Origin of the sequence: Pseudomonas putida W15Oct28 (assembly GCF_000708715.2) — a bacterium.
Lineage (GTDB): Bacteria > Pseudomonadota > Gammaproteobacteria > Pseudomonadales > Pseudomonadaceae > Aquipseudomonas > Aquipseudomonas putida_R.
Genome location: NZ_JENB01000010.1, coordinates 155,610 through 172,936, shown reverse-complemented (window position 1 = coordinate 172,936; position 17,327 = coordinate 155,610). Strand labels below are relative to the sequence as shown.

General features: G+C 65.0%; 13 protein-coding genes. 8 read left to right on the top strand and 5 right to left on the bottom strand.

Annotated features, from left to right (window positions below; genetic code table 11):
• Positions 1-99: 99 nt before the first annotated feature.
• The 3 genes from AK81_RS09470 to AK81_RS09460 all read right to left on the bottom strand — a co-directional run bounded on the left by AK81_RS09470 (position 100) and on the right by AK81_RS09460 (position 6,585).
• A complete protein-coding gene (locus AK81_RS09470) occupies positions 100-4,584 on the bottom strand; it encodes an NEL-type E3 ubiquitin ligase domain-containing protein (RefSeq protein WP_043198523.1) in 4,485 nt (1,494 codons plus the stop codon).
• A gap of 76 nt (positions 4,585-4,660) precedes the next feature.
• Positions 4,661-5,683: an AraC family transcriptional regulator gene (locus tag AK81_RS09465; protein ID WP_043198522.1), complete on the bottom strand. Its 1,023-nt coding sequence runs from the start codon at positions 5,681-5,683 to the stop codon at positions 4,661-4,663.
• A 38-nt stretch (positions 5,684-5,721) separates the two neighbouring features.
• Positions 5,722-6,585 (bottom strand): LysR substrate-binding domain-containing protein, encoded by an 864-nt coding sequence (locus AK81_RS09460; protein ID WP_043198521.1) that lies wholly within the window; start codon positions 6,583-6,585, stop codon positions 5,722-5,724.
• A 112-nt stretch (positions 6,586-6,697) separates the two neighbouring features.
• Between AK81_RS09460 and AK81_RS09455 the strand changes: the two genes are divergently transcribed.
• From AK81_RS09455 to panB, 3 genes are all read left to right on the top strand, one after another.
• On the top strand, positions 6,698-7,804 hold the full coding sequence (locus AK81_RS09455) for a 2-aminoethylphosphonate--pyruvate transaminase (protein ID WP_043198519.1): 1,107 nt from the start codon (positions 6,698-6,700) through the stop codon (positions 7,802-7,804).
• A gap of 34 nt (positions 7,805-7,838) precedes the next feature.
• The gene (gene phnX / locus AK81_RS09450; RefSeq protein WP_043198517.1) at positions 7,839-8,666 is read left to right on the top strand and encodes a phosphonoacetaldehyde hydrolase; all 828 of its coding nucleotides are present in this window, start codon (positions 7,839-7,841) and stop codon (positions 8,664-8,666) included.
• Positions 8,667-8,940: 274 nt separating this feature from the next.
• Complete coding sequence (panB, locus tag AK81_RS09445) at positions 8,941-9,756, top strand: 3-methyl-2-oxobutanoate hydroxymethyltransferase (protein ID WP_043198516.1); 816 nt, start codon at positions 8,941-8,943, stop codon at positions 9,754-9,756.
• Here the strand turns inward: panB and AK81_RS09440 are convergent.
• Together AK81_RS09440 and AK81_RS09435 are read right to left on the bottom strand one after the other, a co-directional pair.
• Entirely contained in the window at positions 9,744-11,153 is a 1,410-nt protein-coding gene (locus tag AK81_RS09440) for a PLP-dependent aminotransferase family protein (protein WP_043198513.1), read from the bottom strand. The genes panB and AK81_RS09440 overlap by 13 nt on opposite strands.
• A gap of 51 nt (positions 11,154-11,204) precedes the next feature.
• Positions 11,205-12,269, bottom strand: a complete 1,065-nt coding sequence (locus AK81_RS09435) for an AI-2E family transporter (protein ID WP_043198512.1) — start codon at positions 12,267-12,269, stop codon at positions 11,205-11,207.
• 133 nt (positions 12,270-12,402) lie between these two features.
• Between AK81_RS09435 and yegQ the strand changes: the two genes are divergently transcribed.
• From yegQ to AK81_RS09410, 5 genes are all read left to right on the top strand, one after another.
• A complete protein-coding gene (gene yegQ / locus AK81_RS09430; RefSeq protein ID WP_043198510.1) occupies positions 12,403-13,737 on the top strand; it encodes a tRNA 5-hydroxyuridine modification protein YegQ in 1,335 nt (444 codons plus the stop codon).
• Between the two features lie 81 nt (positions 13,738-13,818).
• A complete protein-coding gene (locus tag AK81_RS09425) occupies positions 13,819-15,516 on the top strand; it encodes a copper resistance system multicopper oxidase (protein ID WP_430297973.1) in 1,698 nt (565 codons plus the stop codon).
• Positions 15,509-16,372 carry a copper resistance protein B gene (locus AK81_RS09420; protein ID WP_043198506.1) on the top strand — a complete coding sequence of 288 codons (864 nt, stop codon included), beginning with the start codon at positions 15,509-15,511 and terminating at the stop codon, positions 16,370-16,372. Before AK81_RS09425 ends, AK81_RS09420 begins: the two co-directional genes overlap by 8 nt.
• A 14-nt stretch (positions 16,373-16,386) precedes the next feature.
• Entirely contained in the window at positions 16,387-16,815 is a 429-nt protein-coding gene (locus AK81_RS09415) for a DUF411 domain-containing protein (protein WP_043198505.1), read from the top strand.
• Positions 16,815-17,252, top strand: a complete 438-nt coding sequence (locus tag AK81_RS09410; RefSeq protein ID WP_043198504.1) for a YqaA family protein — start codon at positions 16,815-16,817, stop codon at positions 17,250-17,252. Before AK81_RS09415 ends, AK81_RS09410 begins: the two co-directional genes overlap by 1 nt.
• Positions 17,253-17,327: the final 75 nt, after the last annotated feature.

Here is a 17,327-nt window from a genome sequence, read left to right as displayed (position 1 = left end):
GCCCCGGGAGCGAGAGGTGAGGTTGGCATGCTCGCCAACCTGCCCTGGACAAGGCACACGGAAATACAACCGTGCCCGTGCTTCGCCCCCCGGCTGCCTTCAGGACGGCGCCAGCAGCGCTTCGCGTGTCAAGCGCAGGGCCAATGCCTCCAGCGCCGCATCACGGTCCTTGCCTATCTGGTTGGCCTGTTGCACGTACGCTGCGCTGCCTAGTGCCTCCTTGCCCTCATCGAGTGCCTGCAATCGGGTGTCGAACTGTTGCTCAAGCGCCTCGAAAGCCTCTGCATGTTGCACCCGCAGCACCGGCAACCAGAAATCACGCTGGCTGATGAAGACCGCCAGTTCGTCGCTGGCTTCAGCTGCCTGCACGGCGCGGTACACCCTGTCCAGGTCATGGCGGGTCACCCCGGCAATCGCGCGAAACTGCATGGTACGTGGTTGACCGATCAGATCGAGCCGCACCGACAGCCCTGTCCGATAGGCGAGGCTGACCTCCACCTCGTCCACCGCTTCACCATTCCCGGGTTGTGACCGGGCCTCGAAGTCCTGACGTGCGAACGCTTCAACACGGTCCAGCCGGAAGAGGCGCCGAGCCAACTGCAGCCGCGCGTCACGCGTGGTCAGTGGGTCGCCTCCATGGGTGGCCTGGAGCACCTGCTGGCGCACTTCAAGGTGGCCGAAACAACTGGCAACGCTGTCCACGCAAGTGCGCGGATCAGCCGCCAGTTCGAACAGTTCCTGGCGCATGCGCGTGTCCTGGTTGAGCGCCTCGATCATGGCCCAGACACGCCGGCTCAGGTCAGTGCGCACCAGGCGATAGTCCGAACTCCCAGTAAGCTCGTCGAGCAACTGGAAGAACGCCGTGCTTCCCGGCTCCTGCAGCAATGCGTCCCATTGGCGGCGTGAATGTTCAATATCCGCCTCCTCCAGGGTAGCGAGCCAGCAGGCCTTGCCATCCACGGTTTCCGCTGCCTCGCCCCCCACGTGCACGTGCGGAGCCTGGGCATACAGGCGCTCGGTGATGTGCGCGGGCAATTCATTGCCTTGTACGGCTATCACGCGACGCAGAGGCTCCGGCGCATCGAGCAATGCTTCTGGCAGATCGCTGAGCAAGTTGTTGCGCAGGTCTACATGTTCCAGCATCCCCAACCACTCCAACCCTGTCGGCACCCGCAACAAGCCGCAGCGGAACAACCGCAAGTCACGCAGGCCGGACAACTGGTTGAACTGAAGGCTGATCGCACCCAACGGGTTCTCACTCAGGTCAAGCGTTCGCAATTGGGGTAACTCGGTCAGGGCGCTGGACTGATTTGCCGTTACCCGTATGCGGTTGCGCCGCAGGTTCAAGTGCCGCAACAGAGGAAGCCCGCGCAAATGGTCAGGCAAGGCGGCCAAGCTATTGTGACTCAGGTTCAGACTTCGCACGCCCGGGAAGCTGCGCAGAAAAGCGGCCGGCAGGGCTTCCAGACGCAGCCCCTCCAGCCGCAACTCGATCACATGGGCAAAGTCTGTACCGGCGGGTAAGGTTGGCAGCTCTCCCACCGGCCAACCGACGAGACTCAAGCGCAAGCCGGTCGCTTCTCCGCTGCCATCGACTACCTGCTCGCCCTCAAGCCGCCAGGCACGCCGGAAAGCGTCGGCGACCTCCCGCCGGGCATTTCTCGCACGGCCCGACACCGCCGCCGTCCAGCTTTGCAAGTGCTCATCGAGGCGCTGATACTCTTGCTCCATGCGCAGCAGGCCCGAGTAGACCGAGCCAGGAGCGCGCAGGAGAAGCTGCAGGAAGCGCTCGACTTCATGCTGATTGAAGCCCGGGTAAAGGCTGCGAATCCGCTGACGCAAAACCTGCCCTGAAGACACGGACGATGCGGCCCGACCACTGAGCAAGTAGCCAACCCGCCCGTCAGCAAGGCGCTTCAGGGCAGAAGGAAGCGTGCGTGCTTCACGCCAGCCAAGCAAACGAAGCACCCCCTGCCGTTGTGCTGGGACCCAGGCCTGCATCGACGCCCGAATGCGTGCCGGGGCATCTTCACCCCGCCAGCCGTGACGCTGCCGATAGGCTTCTGGCAGGCAAGCTGCCAATACTTCGAATATGCCTTGCGGCTCGGCGACTTCCAGCTCGCTGTGCAGCCCGTGTTCGTCGTAGAGATCGAAAGCGCCTTGCCGCCATACCAGTACAAGGCTGGGCTGACCACTTGCTTCGGGAAACAGCCTCGCCAGCACAGGGCCGAACTCGGACCCGTCACGCACTATCAGGTTGAAAGGAGACCGGCCAAGCCCATGGTGCCGTAATAGCGCAAAAACCAGTTCAACCACATCGGCACGGTAGCTGCCCCGCAGGTACAGCGCCTCGCGTAGTCGAACCAGACGGGCTTCCTGCAGCAAGCTGCGTGCGCGCTCCGCCAACGCCAGTGGCAGCCGCGCTTCGGCGCGCATGCGCAGACGCATCGCTTCATCGGCCGGTTGCAATACCTCGAGTGCATAGGCGTCAGGGAGCGTCGGGAAGTCTCTTTGCACCAGGCTCAGCGCCTCGTCTTCGACGAGGTACCGGGTGGAGAAATGCTCTAGCAAGCGCGGGCGCAAGCTGGCAGCACTGGCGTGGATCGAAGCGGCCTGCTCATCCTGTACCCTGCCTGCCAACCTCAGGTTATCGACACACCAGTGCCAGATGCCGGTATCGGCCTCGCTCGGCGCGGCAGCCTGGAAAAACCGTTGGATACGCGCATCCACCGTGAATCTCTCCAGGGTGTCGCGCAAGCGGACCGGCAAACGCCGCCCCTCCACCAGCAAACCACGCAGGTGTGCTTCGTCGACATCGGCGACCTTAAGGATCTGCCCTACGCGCTCGCTGTCCAGATCTCTGGCCGATGGCCAACACCGGCTCAACAACTCGACTTCGCCCTCCCACTCCAATGGGCGCTCCAAGGCCAGACGCCAGGCACGCTCGCCATTACCTTGCAGGCACGGCCCGAACGTGTCGGGCCGCTCTCGATGCAGCAGGCGCCAGGTACCTCGGGCATCCTGCGCCACCCGATAATAGCCTTGCCCATCACGCCACCAGTGCCCGTGGCCATCGCTATACAGCCCGCTGTCCAGCTCCACCAGTGACACGCTGGGCGCGGGCTGGCGGTAGGGTTGCAGGTCATGCCGCCACAAGCGTTGCGCACCCGCTTCGGTAGTGACAGGTTCCAGCACATCGAAGAACGCACTGCGGGCCGCGACGACGCCTCCTGCCACCAGACCTGTGGCAGCAAGGCTGGCCGCCAGTTGCAACAGGTGTTCAAGGGCTTCGTGCTGATGCCCTTGGCTCCAGTCCTTGGCCCCTTCATAGACGTGGCCAAGCAACTGCCGTCCCCAGTCGATCAGCAACAGCGCGCCAATCGCTGGCACGAACAAGCCCGCCAGGCTGAGCAACGCAAGGCCAGCGCTTTCCAGTTCGCTCTGTCGCCGGGCTGCAGTTGCGGCATCCGCCTGCTCCGTGGGCACGGCCAAAAAGCTTGCGTCGCGCTTGACCCGCTGCACATGCCAGGCGGCCAGCCCCCTGAAAGCGCCTTGCGAACCGGGTACCAACGCGGGTTGCAGGTCGGGCTGGTCATCGCCCAGGCGCGTGGCGAGCAATGTCAGGTAGCGAACCCGATCATGCAGCGTTGTCCGCTGCGCGAAAGCCTGGCGGAAACTGTCCTCTGCCAGGGCCGCAACCAGCCCCCGGTTGGCCGCTGACCAGTCATCGAAAAAGCGTAACGGCTGCTGTGGATCATCCGGCAGGTAAAGCAACACGCCCCGGGTTGCCTGCGGTAGAGGGATAGGGTGGCTGGGCAGCTCCCACGATCCCAGCAGCTCGAATGCCAGCACGCCATCCAGTTGGCACCCCAATACCTTGAGGCCGCCCACTACCACTCGCCGGCTTCGTGGATGGCTGACTGCCACACCGCGAATCGCCTGCTGCACCATCCGCAGATCATGCTCCGTCAATTGCCGCTTCATGCTCGTCGTCTCGGCCGCCACTGCCAGCTCCAGGCGCTTGTCGTCGGCCAAGGCGCGTTCGAAGTCATCGGTGTACACCTGCGCCAGGTGCCGCTGGTAGGCTGCGCCAACATCGGTACTGCGGCACAGGCTGACCAGGCCATCGATGTCACTGCACAGTACCTGTTCGCTTTGCGCGCCCGCCTGCGCAGCTTGCACCACGGCGGTATGGGCAAAGAACGATTCAGCCTCCTCGAAGTTTTGCACCAGCTTCTGCAGCGCAGGGCCCCTGACAAAGTAAGACGTGAATTCGCGTATCGTCCCTTGCGAAATGTCCAACCGCCGGCGCTCTTCCCGCCACAGCGCTGTGTCCAGATCAAGCGTCACGCCCATCCTGGCCTTGATGGCCGGCTCAAGCAGATGCTTGGCGAACGTGGGCAATGGCTGAAGTTGCCGGGTCAAGGCCGACAGCCGCCGCTGGCTGGCGAGATGCGCCCTGACCTTGGCGCGCAGGTTCTCTATTTGCAAGCCGCTGGCATTCTTCAGCCAAGTGGGCAGGCGCTGGGCAGTGAATTCAGCATCGGCATTTTGCACGCGGGTGTCAGTTTCAGTCTGTGGCATGGTCGGTTTCCTGGATGGGTGACGACCGACAACCTGCCTACACACCACCGCCAGCGGCAGTGGGAATCACCACCCTTCAGCCTGCCGTGCCCCTGGCCTGAATCAGCGCACGGTACTGGCCAGGGTTGCAGCCGAACCACTTGCGAAACGCCTTGTAGAACGAACTGCCATCGGCAAAGCCAAGGCGCTCGGCAATTTCCCCCATGGGCGCCTCGACCTGGCTCAACCACGCAATGGCCAGCTCACGCCGGACGCTATCCTTGAGCACCTGGTAGCTCTGCCCTTCCTCCGCCAGCCGACGCCGCAAGGTTGACGAAGACAGGCACAGTTTTCGTGCCAGGGCATCGGCATCGGGCCAACGCGACGGGTCCAGTTGCAGCAGGTCGGCGCGGATACGCCGCGCCAGGCTGGCCGGATCACGGTACTTGACCAGGATGTTGCCGGGCGCCTCGGCCAGAAAGCGCTGCAGGTCCTCGGGGCTGCGGCGCAGTGGCACGTCAAGGCAATCTGCACTGATGATCATGCGGGTGCTGGGCCGATCGAACTGCAGGTTCTCCGAAAACATCACCCGGTAATCGTCGCAGTACGGTGGTTCGGCACAGCGCAACTCGATGGCCAGGATGGCGATGCGTCGCCCGGCCAGCCAGCAGGTCACGCCATGCACGATCATCCAGAAGGTGAAATAGGTGAACGCGCGCCGTGGGAGATCGCGCGGCTCATTGATGACAATCTCGGCCAGGCCCTGCTGACGCACCAGGCTCGGCTGCAAGTCCTCGAGCATCAGCGATAGAAACGCCAGCGCGGTCTCCACGCCCTCGCCCAAGGTGGGCTGGGCCATGCTCGCCCGGCACAGGAACGCCAGGCTGCCGCTGCGCAGGCCGCGCGGGTCCATGGCAAAGAACTCGTCGTTGCAACGCCGCGCCAGCAAGCGCCAGAGGCGGGCATAGGCCTCGGCGCTGACCCGTGCATCCGGGGCCTGCAACTGCCCGGCATCGATACCGGCACGGGTCAGCAACCCCACATCCGGCTCACCCGCCGGGCAGGTCTGCAACAAGGCTTCGCGCACCAGTTGCATGGAAATGGTGTCTTTCTCGCTCATCAGCTGTCCATCAGGTTATGCCGGCATCTCAGGCCGGCTCAAAGGCTGGCCGCCAGGCCCAGGAATGCCTGGATCAAGCGTAACTCACGGCGCCGCTCCAGGCAGCCGACCATGTGCTGGTTGACCAGCCCCTGCCCGCCCAGCGGTCGCGCCACCACCCGGGGGTCGTTGGCCACTTCCGTGGACGACACCACACCGATGCCCAGCTGCGATGCCACCGCCTCGGTGACCGCCTCACGGCTGTCCAGCTCCAGCTGCACCCGTGGCTGCACACCGGCAGTAGCGCAGGCCTTGTCGAAGGTGCGCCGGGTAGTCGAGGTGGGTTCGCGCAGCACCATGATCTGTTGGTGCAGCTCGGCCAGGGGCAAGTCAACTTCGCCGCCAGCCCAGGCATGGCCCGCTGGCAACAACGCGCACAAGCGCGATTCGCACAGGTTCTGCAGGTACAGGCCCTTGCGTGGCTCAATCTCGGTCAGCACCGCCACGTCGGCATGTTCGGACAACAGTGCAGCCAGCGTCTCCTGCGCGTTACCCAGCCGCAAATTGACCGTGATGCCGGGGTAGCGCTCGCGTAACTGCGCCAGCATGGGCATGACCCGGTGCGGGCCATCGGCAGCCACCTCCAGGCGCCCGGTCAGCAACTGCCGGTTGGCTTCGAGCATGGCCTGCGCCTCCTCAGCCAGGCCGAACATGGCCCGGGTGATGGCCGCCAGCCGCGTGCCCTCTTCGGTCAACTCCACGCGCCGCGCGGTGCGCCGCAGCAAGGTGATCTGGTAGTGCTCCTCGAGGGCCTTGATGTGCCCGGTCACTGCCGGCTGGCTGATGAACAGGCGCTCGGCAGCACGGGTAAAGCTGCCCTCACGGGCCACGGCGTCGAAGGCACGTAGCTGGAACAGGTTCATATTTATCGGCCTGACTTATAGCTGGGATAACAACAAACAATTTGATTGATAGCAGCCCGAATTGCAACCTAGGCCCCGTAGTTTCACCCCACCGCTTGTGAGGAAAAACGGAATGAGCAACGCCCCTATCTTGCTGACCCCCGGTCCCCTGACCACATCAATCCGCACCCGCCAAGCCATGCTGGTGGACTGGGGCTCCTGGGACCGTGATTTCAACCAGCTGACTGCCAGCGTCTGCGAGCAACTGCTGGCGATTGTCGACGGCACCGCCAGCCACCACTGCGTGCCCCTGCAAGGCAGCGGCACCTTCGCCGTGGAAGCGGCCATCGGCACCCTGGTGCCACGCGATGGCAAGGTACTGGTACTGATCAACGGCGCTTATGGCCAGCGCCTGGCGAAGATCTGCAAAGTGCTGGGCCGCACCTACAGCACCTTCGAAACCGCCGAAGACCAGCCGACCACCGCCGCCGATGTCGACCGCCTGCTGGCTGCCGACCCCGCCGTGACCCACGTGGCATTGATTCACTGCGAAACCAGCACCGGCATCCTCAACCCGCTGCCCGAAATCGCCCAGGTGATCAAACGCCACGGCAAGCGCCTGATCATCGATGCCATGAGCTCGTTCGGCGCGCTGCCGATCGATGCCCGCGAAATCCCCTTCGAAGCGTTGATCGCCGCCTCTGGCAAGTGCCTGGAAGGCGTGCCCGGCATGGGCTTCGTCTTCGCCGAAAAAGCCGCCCTGGCGGCCGCCGAAGGCAATGCCCACTCACTGGCCATGGACCTGCACGACCAGCACACCTACATGGCCAAGACCGGCCAGTGGCGCTTCACCCCGCCCACGCATGTGGTTGCCGCCTTGCACGAAGCACTGCAGCAGTACTTTGAGGAAGGCGGCCTGCCAGCCCGCCACCAGCGCTACGCCGACAACTGCAAGACCCTGCTCGACGGCATGGCCGCCATCGGCCTGCGCAGCTTCCTGCCCGCCGACATCCAGGCGCCGATCATCGTCACCTTCCACGCACCGAACGATGCCCGCTACCAGTTCAAGGACTTCTACGAACGGGTCAAGGCCAAGGGTTTCATCCTCTACCCGGGCAAGCTGACCCAGGTCGAAACCTTCCGTGTCGGCTGCATCGGCGTGGTCGGTCCGGACGGCATGCAAGCCGCCGTGAATGCCGTGGCCGATGTGCTGCGGGAAATGGAAGTGCTGGACATCTGACCCTCTGCCCACCCGAATTCAGGAATTAGCGCACATGAACTACAGCAACCCAACCCAGCTGCAAGCCGCCATCCTCGACTGGGCTGGCACCGTGGTCGATTTCGGCTCGTTCGCCCCGACCCAGATCTTTGTCGAAGCCTTCGCCGAGTTCGACGTGCAAGTGTCCATCGAAGAAGCCCGAGGCCCGATGGGCATGGGCAAGTGGGACCACATCCGCACCCTGTGCGACGTGCCGGAAATTGCCGAGCGCTACCGCCAGGTGTTCGGCCGCACCCCCACCGACGATGACGTCACCGCCATCTACAACCGCTTCATGCCACTGCAGATCGAGAAGATCGCCGTGCACTCGGCGCTGATCCCCGGCGCGCTGGACACCCTCACCGGGCTGCGCCAGGAGGGCCTGAAGATCGGCTCGTGCTCGGGCTACCCGAAAGTGGTAATGGACAAGGTGGTGGAGCTGGCCGCGCAGAACGGCTACGTGGCCGACCATGTGGTGGCCACCGACGAAACCCCGAACGGCCGCCCATGGCCGGCCCAGGCCCTGGCCAACGTGATTGCACTGGGCATTGACGATGTGGCGGCCTGCGTGAAGGTCGACGACACCGTGCCGGGCATTCTCGAAGGCCGCCGTGCCGGCATGTGGACCGTGGCGCTGGTGTGCTCGGGCAACGCCCTGGGCCTGACCTGGGAAGGTTTCCGCGCACTCAGCGCCGAGATGCTGGAAAGCGAGCGCACGCGCATCCACGCACTGTTTGCCAGCTCGCGCCCGCACTACCTGATCGACACCATCAACGAACTGCCCGAAGTGATTGCCGACATCAACCGACACCTGGCCAAAGGCGAGATGCCGCAAACCTTCTGAAGCTTGCGCGAAACCTGCAGGAGCGGCCTTGCCGGGGCGCCGGACCGGTCGGATAGGGCTGCGCAGCGGCCCCGGCGATTTCGGTGTTGCGGCTGAAATCGAGGGGCCGCGTTGCGGCCCGATCGCGACACAAGGCCGCTCCTACAAAGGCCCGCGGCAGCCGGACGGAGCAAGCAGGTGGCCTGGGTCGCTTTTCAGCTTGGATCTGTGCATTGAGTTGCCGCTGCAAGTTCCCAAAAATGGGCCATCCCTATCCTGAGATGCCCAGCCCCCGATGAGCACACACACCCGCACCAGCCGCCTCACCGTCCCGCAACTGGTGGCCATGAAAGGCCGGCAGAAGATTGTTTCGCTGACCGCCTACTCAAGCGCCATCGCCCGGGTGATCGACCCGCTGGTCGACTTCATCCTGGTCGGCGATTCCACGGCCATGGTCGGCTACGGCCGCCCGTCCACCCTGGGCATGCGCCTTGAGGAGACCATCGCCCATACCCGCGCCGTGGTCGACAGTACCCGCCTGGCCTGCGTGATCGCCGACATGCCGTTTGGCAGCTACCAGGAATCCCACGAACAAGCCTTTCGCAACTGCGCTCAGGTATTGGCCAGCACCGGCTGCGACGCGCTCAAGCTTGAGGCCAACCAGGCGTTGGCGAGCACCGTCGAGTTCCTGGTTGCACGGGGTATCCCGATCATGGCGCACATCGGCCTGATGCCGCAGTTCGTCAATGCCATGGGCGGCTACAAGGCCCAAGGGCTGAGCCCGGACAGCGCTGCGGCGCTGCGTGCCGATGCGCAAGCCAACCTGCACGCCGGTGCCTTCAGCCTGCTGCTGGAGGGTGTGGCCGAGCCCGTGGCCCGCGCCATCACCGAGGCCAGCGACAAACCAACCATTGGCATTGGCGCCTCACCCGCCTGCGATGGCCAGGTACTGGTCACCGAAGACCTGCTGGGGCTGGGTGGTGACCACCTGCCCCGCTTCGTCAAGCAATATGCCGACGTCGGCCAGGTGATCCGCGAGGCCTGCGCCCGCTATGCCGACGACGTACGCGATGGGGTGTTCCCTGCCCTGCAGCACTGCTACGGGGCTTGAGCTTCGTCCTGAATGGCCTTGACCAGGCATTGCAGTGCCTGGGCGATATCCTTGCTCCAGTCCAGCGTGCAGCACAGCCGCAGGTGGCTGCGCCATAGGCCGCACTGGCTGAAAAGCTCCCCGGGGGCGATAACGATGCGCTGCGCCAGCAAGCGCTCGAAGACCCTGCGCATATCCACCGGCCGGGTCGCCTGCAACCACAGGCTGGCCCCGCCTTGCGGCTCGGCTATGCGCAGCCAGCCCTGGCCGTGCGCTTGCAGCAGCACTTTCATGTGCTGCAAGCGCTCGCACAACATGGGCAGCAAACGCTGTACATGCAGCTCGACCCGGCGCGAGGTAAACAGCCTGGCGATGGCCTTTTGGCGAATCGGTGACAAACGGAAAGCACGTTCAAGGAACAGCTGCTGCAAACGCTCGGTATGCTGCCGGCAAAGCAGGTAGCCAAAGGGCGCCTCTGCCCCAATCAGCTTGTCGAAGGTCGAAAACACCAGCAGCCGCTCCGGGTCGGCGAAGTCCCGGTAGCGCGCCGCTGACGCGTCGAAACACAACTCGCCGTAGCCATCGTTTTCAAACAGCCACACCGCGTGCTCGGCCAGCCAGTGGCAGACCTGCTGCTTGTCCGCCGCCGGCATCAGGCCACCTTGCGGCACGTTGGCCGCTGACGACAGCACTGCCAGGCGCACAGGCTGATCGCACAGCAGCCGGTGAAACTGCGGCAGGTCGAAGCGCCCGTCATCGCCCAGTGGCACTTCGATGATGGTCATGCGCGCAGCCTGCAACTGCCTCAGCACCGCCCAGTTACAGGGCGACTCCACCAGTGCCACCTGGCCTTCCAGGTCGAGGGCGCGTAACGACAATTCGAGGATGCTGCGCAAGTCCGCGCCGATGAACACCTGATCGGCGCTCCAGTAGTGCTGCGCCGAGCGGGTGTAGCGGTCGGCCAGTACGCTGCGCAACTCGGGCTCACCGAACGGCTGGAACAACGGCGCCAGTGAGTGCGGATATTGGCGCGCCAGTTCGCGCTCGATCATCAGTAGCGGCTGCTGCAGCGACAGCAACATGGCCGGCGCATCACTGCCCAGGGCCAGCATGCCCGGCTGACGGGCGCTGGCGAATACCGTGTCGAGCAGGTTCTGCGAATGCTGCCCATGCGTGGCGGGGGGACGGGTACGGCTGAAGTAGCCCAGCTTCGGCCTCGCATACACCCGCCCTTCGTCTTCCAGCAGCGCATAGGCGTACTTGGTACTGGATACCGAAACGCACAATTGCCGGGCAAGTTGGCGCAGCGACGGCAAGCGCTGCTCCACATCGCAAGGTGCAGCCTCGAGCCTGTCGAGCAAGTAGCGGTATACCGCCTGGTAGGTGTAGCTGGGCTTGTCGATCTGGCTGTTTTCCATAACGGCGTCTGTGACCGCATTGAACCCAACCTTGGGCACCTCGGTAAACCCCTATTGTGGCAATTGCACCTGCGGCTTGGTCGCGGCAAAGATCGCCCAGCTGGACACGAACAGCGCCGCGATCAATGGCCCGATCACGAAACCGTTGAGCCCGAACACCGCCAGCCCCCCCAGCGTCGACACCAGGATCAGGTAATCCGGCATGCGCGTATCCTTGCCCACCAGGATCGGCCGCAACACGTTATCCACCAGGCCAATGACCAGTACCCCGAACGCGGTGAGGACAACCCCCGGCAGTATCGCCCCGGTGAGCAGAAAATACGCGGCCACCGGCGCCCAGACGATGCCCGCGCCCACCGCTGGTAGCAGCGACAGAAACGCCATCAGTACCGCCCACACCAGCGCACTGGGAATGTCCAGCACCCAGAAGATGAACCCGCCCAGCGCCCCTTGGGTAATCGCCACCAGTACGTTGCCTTTCACCGTCGCCCGCACCACACGGTTGAATTTCAGCTGCAAACGGCGCTTCTGGTGCTCGGGCAGCGGCACGGCCTGCCTTACCCGGCGGGCCACTTCCGGGCCGTCGCGCAGAAAGAAGAACAGCAGGTACATCATGATGCCAAAGCTGACCACGAACTCGAACGTGCCCTGGCCGAAGCTGAACGCCTGGCTGGCCAATGCCTGGCTACCCTGGGTTGCCCATTTGGTGATCTTGTCACGCAACCCGTCGAGGTTGCCCATGCCCATGTTGTCCAGGCCATGCTGGGCGAATGCCGGGAGCAGGTCCTTGCCGTGCTCGACGTAACCGGCGATGTCCAGTTGCCCGCTCTCGATGCGCTGATACAGCGTGGCGCCCTCCTGGACCAGCAGCGCGCTGGTGATGATAACCGGCAGGATCGCCACCAACAGGCACACCAGGGTGGTCGTGGCCGCGGCCAGGTTGCGCCGCCTCCCGAAGCGGATCAGCAGGTGGCGCTGCAGCGGGGCAAACAGGATGCCGAGGATCACCGCCCAGAAGATTGCACCGTAGTACGGCAGCAGGATCCAGAAGAAGGCAATGGTCACCAGCGCCAGGAGTACTGCCAGGGCTTTGTTCTGAAGCGCGGTTTCGTTCATTGCAGTTTCTCACATGGCTTGTGAGTGTTTAGTGCACGGCACTCGGGCAAAAGTGCCGTGCTCACTTGACGCAAATCAATACGCGCCTTGTCCATCGCCCCTAGCATCCCGGCCTTTTTCCCCCGGTGCGCACATGAACCCTACCGCCAAGCCCGAACTGCTGGCCCCCGCCGGCACCCTCAAGACCATGCGCTACGCCTTTGCCTACGGCGCCGACGCGGTCTACGCCGGCCAGCCGCGCTACAGCTTGCGGGTGCGCAACAACGAATTCGACCACGCCAACCTGGCGCTGGGCATCCAGGAGGCGCATGCCCGGGGCAAGCGCTTCTACGTGGTGGTCAACATCGCCCCGCACAACGCCAAGCTCAAGACCTTCCTCAAGGACCTGGCACCGGTCATCGACATGGCACCGGACGCGCTGATCATGTCCGACCCCGGCCTGATCATGCTGGTGCGCCAGCACTTCCCGCATATACCAGTGCACCTTTCCGTGCAGGCCAACACGGTCAACTGGGCCAGCGTGCAGTTCTGGCAGCAGTTGGGCTTGAGCCGGGTGATCCTGTCGCGGGAGCTGTCCCTGGAAGAGATCGAGGAAATCCGCCAGCAGGTGCCGGGCATGGAGCTGGAGGTGTTCGTCCACGGCGCCCTGTGCATGGCCTATTCCGGCCGCTGCCTGCTGTCGGGCTACCTCAACAAGCGTGACGCCAACCAGGGCACCTGCACCAATGCCTGCCGCTGGAAGTACGACGCCACGCCGGCCACCGAGAACGCCACCGGCGACATCGTGCGCGAAGTGCAGCCCACCCTTGGCCTGGGTGCCCCTACCGAGCAGGTTTTCCTGCTGCAGGAAAGCAACCGCCCCGGCACAGAAATGCCGGCGTTCGAAGATGAGCATGGCACCTACATCATGAACGCCAAGGACCTGCGCGCCATTCAGCACGTCGAGCGCCTGGCCGGCATGGGCGTGCATTCGCTGAAGATCGAAGGCCGCACCAAGTCGCACTTCTATTGCGCCCGTGCCGTACAGTCGTACCGCCAGGCGATCGACGACGCTGTGGCCGGGCGGCCATTCGACCGTGCCTTGATGGGCAACCTCGAATCCCTCGCCCAACGCGGCTACACCGAAGGCTTCCTGCGCCGCCACGTGCACGATGAATACCAGAACTACCAGCGCGGCAACTCGGTCTCGGACCGCCAGCAGTTCGTCGGCGAGCTGACCGGCGTGCGTGTCGATGGCCTGGCCGAGGTCAAGGTGAAGAACCGCTTTGCAGTGGGTGACCACCTGGAGCTGATGACCCCGCGTGGCAACTACCACTTCGACCTGCACCGCTTGTGCAACCGCCAGCAGCAGGCCATCGACGTGGCACCCGGCGACGGCCATGTGGTGTACCTGCCCATCCCTGAACAGGTTTCACTCGAATACGCCCTGCTGATGCGCGACCTGCGCGCCGACGAGGTGGCAAGCTGACAACGCTGTAATGTGCGCCTCAGCTACCTGACAGGCACCTGCAGCGAACATCGTGGCTCCCCCGCATGAGGCCACGCCATGTTGCGCAACCCCACCCGCCGTACCTTCGTCAAAGGCCTGGGCGCCGCCACCACACTGGCGGGCCTGGGGCTGTGGCGCCCGCTGGCCCAGGCCGCCGAAGGCCAGGACCTGGCCGGCCAGCACTTCGAGCTGTTCATCGGCCAGACCCCGGTCAACATCACCGGCCGCCCACGCACCGCACTGACCATCAACAACAGCCTGCCCGGCCCGTTGCTGCGCTGGCGCGAAGGCGACACGGTGACCCTGCGCGTGCGCAACCGCCTGGCACAGGACACCTCGATCCACTGGCACGGCATCATCCTGCCGGCCAACATGGACGGCGTACCAGGCCTGAGCTTCGCCGGCATCGAACCCGGCGGCGACTACCTGTACCGGTTCACCCTGCGCCAAAGTGGAACTTACTGGTACCACAGCCATTCGGGGCTGCAGGAACAGGCCGGGGTATACGGGGCCATCGTGATCGAGCCGCGCGAACCCGAACCGCACGCCTACAAGCGCGACCACGTGCTGCTGTTCAGCGACTGGTCGGACCAGGCGCCGGAACAGCTGATGGCCACCCTGAAGAAACAGTCCGACGCGTACAACTACCACAAGCGCACGGTCGGCGATTTCATCGATGACGTGGCCGACAACGGCTGGAGCCCCACCGTCGCCGAGCGCACGGCCTGGGCGCGCATGCGCATGAGCCCTACCGACCTCGCCGATATCAGCGCCGCCACCTACACCTACCTGCTCAACGGCCAGCCGCCGGAGGGCAACTTCACCTGCCTGTTCCAGCCGGGCGAAACCGTGCGCCTGCGGCTGATCAACGCTTCGGCCATGACCTACTTCGATTTCCGCATCCCCGGGCTGAAACTGACGGTGATCGCCGCCGACGGCTTGCCGGTAACGCCGGTGAGCGTGGATGAGCTGCGCATTGCCGTGGCCGAGACCTATGACGTGCTGGTGACCGTGGGCGACCAACCTGCCTACACCCTGTTCGCCCAGAGCATGGACCGCACCGGCTTCGCCCGCGGCACCCTGGCCCGCGCCGCCGGGCTGCTGGCCCCAGTGCCTGCACCCGACCCGCGCCCGGTGCTGAGCATGGACGACATGGGCCACGGCGGCATGGGCAGCATGGCGGGCATGGACCACAGCAACATGGCCGGCATGGACCACGCCGCCATGTCGGCGATGCAACAACACCCGGCCAGTGAAACCGGCAACCCGCTGGTGGACATGCAGACCATGGCCCCGCGCGCCAACCTGGCCGACCCCGGCATAGGCCTGCGCAACAATGGCCGCCGCGTGCTGACCTACGCCGACCTGCGCAGCCCCTACCCCGACCCGGACGGCCGCACGCCATCGCGCGACATCGAGCTGCACCTGACCGGCCACATGGAGCGCTTCGCCTGGTCGTTCGACGGCATCAAGTTCAGCGACGCCGCGCCGCTGCGCCTGACTTACGGCGAGCGGGTGCGCATCACCCTGGTCAACGACACCATGATGACCCACCCCATCCACCTGCACGGCATGTGGAGCGACCTGGAAGACGAGCACGGCCAGTTTCTGGTGCGCAAGCACACCGTCGACATCCCGCCCGGCAGCCGACGTTCCTACCGGGTGACTGCCGACGCCCTTGGCCGCTGGGCCTACCACTGCCACCTGCTCTACCACATGGAGACCGGCATGTTCCGCGAGGTACGCGTCGATGAATGACACCCGCAACCGCAGCATCGTGGCCGGCGTCGCCCTGCTGACCCTGCTCGCCAGTGAACGCGCGCTGGCCGCCGGCATGGAGCACATGAACCATGGCCAGATGAACCCTGAAAGCATGGGCCATGGCCCGGCAACGCCCAGCCAGCCGCGCACGCCCCTGCCTGCCATCACCGACGCCGACCGCCGCGCGGCCTTCCCGCCATTGCTTGGGCACCAGGTGCACGACCGGGCGATGAACTGGGCAGTGATCGTCGACAAGCTCGAATACCAGCACTTCGAGAGCAGCAGTGCCCTGAACTGGAACGCCACGGGCTGGGTCGGTGGCGATATCGACCGCCTGTGGCTGCGCACGGAAGGCGAACGCGAGCAGGGCAAGACCCACAAGGCCGAATTGCAGGCGCTGTGGGGCCATGCCGTGAGCCCGTGGTGGGAACTGGTGGCCGGCGTACGCCAGGACTTCAAGCCCGCCAGCGGCCAGGCCTGGGCCGCTTTCGGCATCCAGGGCACGCCGCTGTATGGCCTGGAGCTGCAAGCCACCGCCTACGCCGGCGAGCGGCAACAGACCGCGCTGCGCCTGGAGGCCGCTTACGCTATGCTGCTGACCAACCGCTGGATACTGGAACCGACCCTGGAAGCCAACCTCTACGGCCGCAACGACGCCGGGCGCGAGCAAGGCGCAGGGCTGGCCGACAGCGAGGTGGGCCTGCGCCTGCGCTACGAGATCACCCGTGGCTTCGCCCCCTATGTCGGGGTCAGTTTCAACCGCCTGCACGGCAAGCGTGCCGACCAGGCCCGCGAAGACGGCGAAGACCTGGGCCAGACCCGCCTGGTTGCCGGTGTCCGCCTGCGTTTCTAAAGGAGTGCTCCACCATGCTGCGCAAACACCTGCTGACCCTGGGCCTGCTGGCCATCACCGGCCTGGCCCAGGCCGCCGAGACCATCGACGTCTACCGCGACCCCAACTGCGGCTGCTGCAAGGCCTGGATCAGCCACCTGCGTGACAACGGTTTCGCCGTCAACGACCACGTCGAGCCGAACATGAGCGCGGTCAAGCAGCGCCTGGGCGTAGCACCGCGCCTGGCCTCATGCCACACCGGGGTGATCGACGGCAAGTTCGTCGAAGGCCATGTGCCGGCCGAGCAGGTGCGCCTGCTGGCCAAGCGCAGCGACCTCAAGGGCCTGGCCGTGCCGGGCATGCCCATGGGCTCGCCCGGCATGGAAATGGGTGACCACAAGGATGCCTACCAGGTCATCGGGGTCACCCAGGATGGCCAGGACACCGTTGTAGCCAACTACTGATGCTCAGCCTGTGGGCGCTGTTCCTCAGCGCCTTTGGCGCCGCCACCTTGCTGCCGCTGCAATCGGAGGCCGTGCTGGTCGGCCTTTTGCTGCGCCAGCCCGAGGCCTGGGCAACCCTGCTGCTGGTGGCCACCCTGGGTAATGTGCTGGGTTCGGTCGTGAACTGGCTGCTGGGCCGCGCCGTCGAGCACCTGCGCGACAAGCGCTGGTTCCCGTTCAGCGCCGCCCAGCTGGAGCGTGCGCAGCAGCGTTACCAGCGTTGGGGGCAATGGTCGTTGCTGCTCAGCTGGATGCCGGTGGTCGGCGACCCGCTGACGTTGATCGCCGGCATCATGCGCGAGCCGTTCTGGCGCTTCCTGCTGCTGGTCACCCTGGCCAAGGCTGGCCGTTATGCGGTGCTGGCGATGATTACCCTGGGCTGGTTTCACGCCTGGTAACACCTTTCACGTTCCCGGCGCGCGCCTGGCTGCTAAAGTCGCCCTTTCCTACATGGCCCTACACGGAGTGCCCCC

Excerpts from the sequence above, each read along its gene's own strand:
- AK81_RS09470 (WP_043198523.1), bottom strand. The coding sequence starts at position 4,584 with ATGCCACAGACTGAAACTGACACCCGCGTGCAAAATGCCGATGCTGAA.
- AK81_RS09465 (WP_043198522.1), bottom strand. The coding sequence starts at position 5,683 with ATGAGCGAGAAAGACACCATTTCCATGCAACTGGTGCGCGAAGCCTTG.
- AK81_RS09460 (WP_043198521.1), bottom strand. The coding sequence starts at position 6,585 with ATGAACCTGTTCCAGCTACGTGCCTTCGACGCCGTGGCCCGTGAGGGC.
- AK81_RS09455 (WP_043198519.1), top strand. The coding sequence starts at position 6,698 with ATGAGCAACGCCCCTATCTTGCTGACCCCCGGTCCCCTGACCACATCA.
- phnX (WP_043198517.1), top strand. The coding sequence starts at position 7,839 with ATGAACTACAGCAACCCAACCCAGCTGCAAGCCGCCATCCTCGACTGG.
- panB (WP_043198516.1), top strand. The coding sequence starts at position 8,941 with ATGAGCACACACACCCGCACCAGCCGCCTCACCGTCCCGCAACTGGTG.
- AK81_RS09440 (WP_043198513.1), bottom strand. The coding sequence starts at position 11,153 with ATGGAAAACAGCCAGATCGACAAGCCCAGCTACACCTACCAGGCGGTA.
- AK81_RS09435 (WP_043198512.1), bottom strand. The coding sequence starts at position 12,269 with ATGAACGAAACCGCGCTTCAGAACAAAGCCCTGGCAGTACTCCTGGCG.
- yegQ (WP_043198510.1), top strand. The coding sequence starts at position 12,403 with ATGAACCCTACCGCCAAGCCCGAACTGCTGGCCCCCGCCGGCACCCTC.
- AK81_RS09420 (WP_043198506.1), top strand. The coding sequence starts at position 15,509 with ATGAATGACACCCGCAACCGCAGCATCGTGGCCGGCGTCGCCCTGCTG.
- AK81_RS09415 (WP_043198505.1), top strand. The coding sequence starts at position 16,387 with ATGCTGCGCAAACACCTGCTGACCCTGGGCCTGCTGGCCATCACCGGC.
- AK81_RS09410 (WP_043198504.1), top strand. The coding sequence starts at position 16,815 with ATGCTCAGCCTGTGGGCGCTGTTCCTCAGCGCCTTTGGCGCCGCCACC.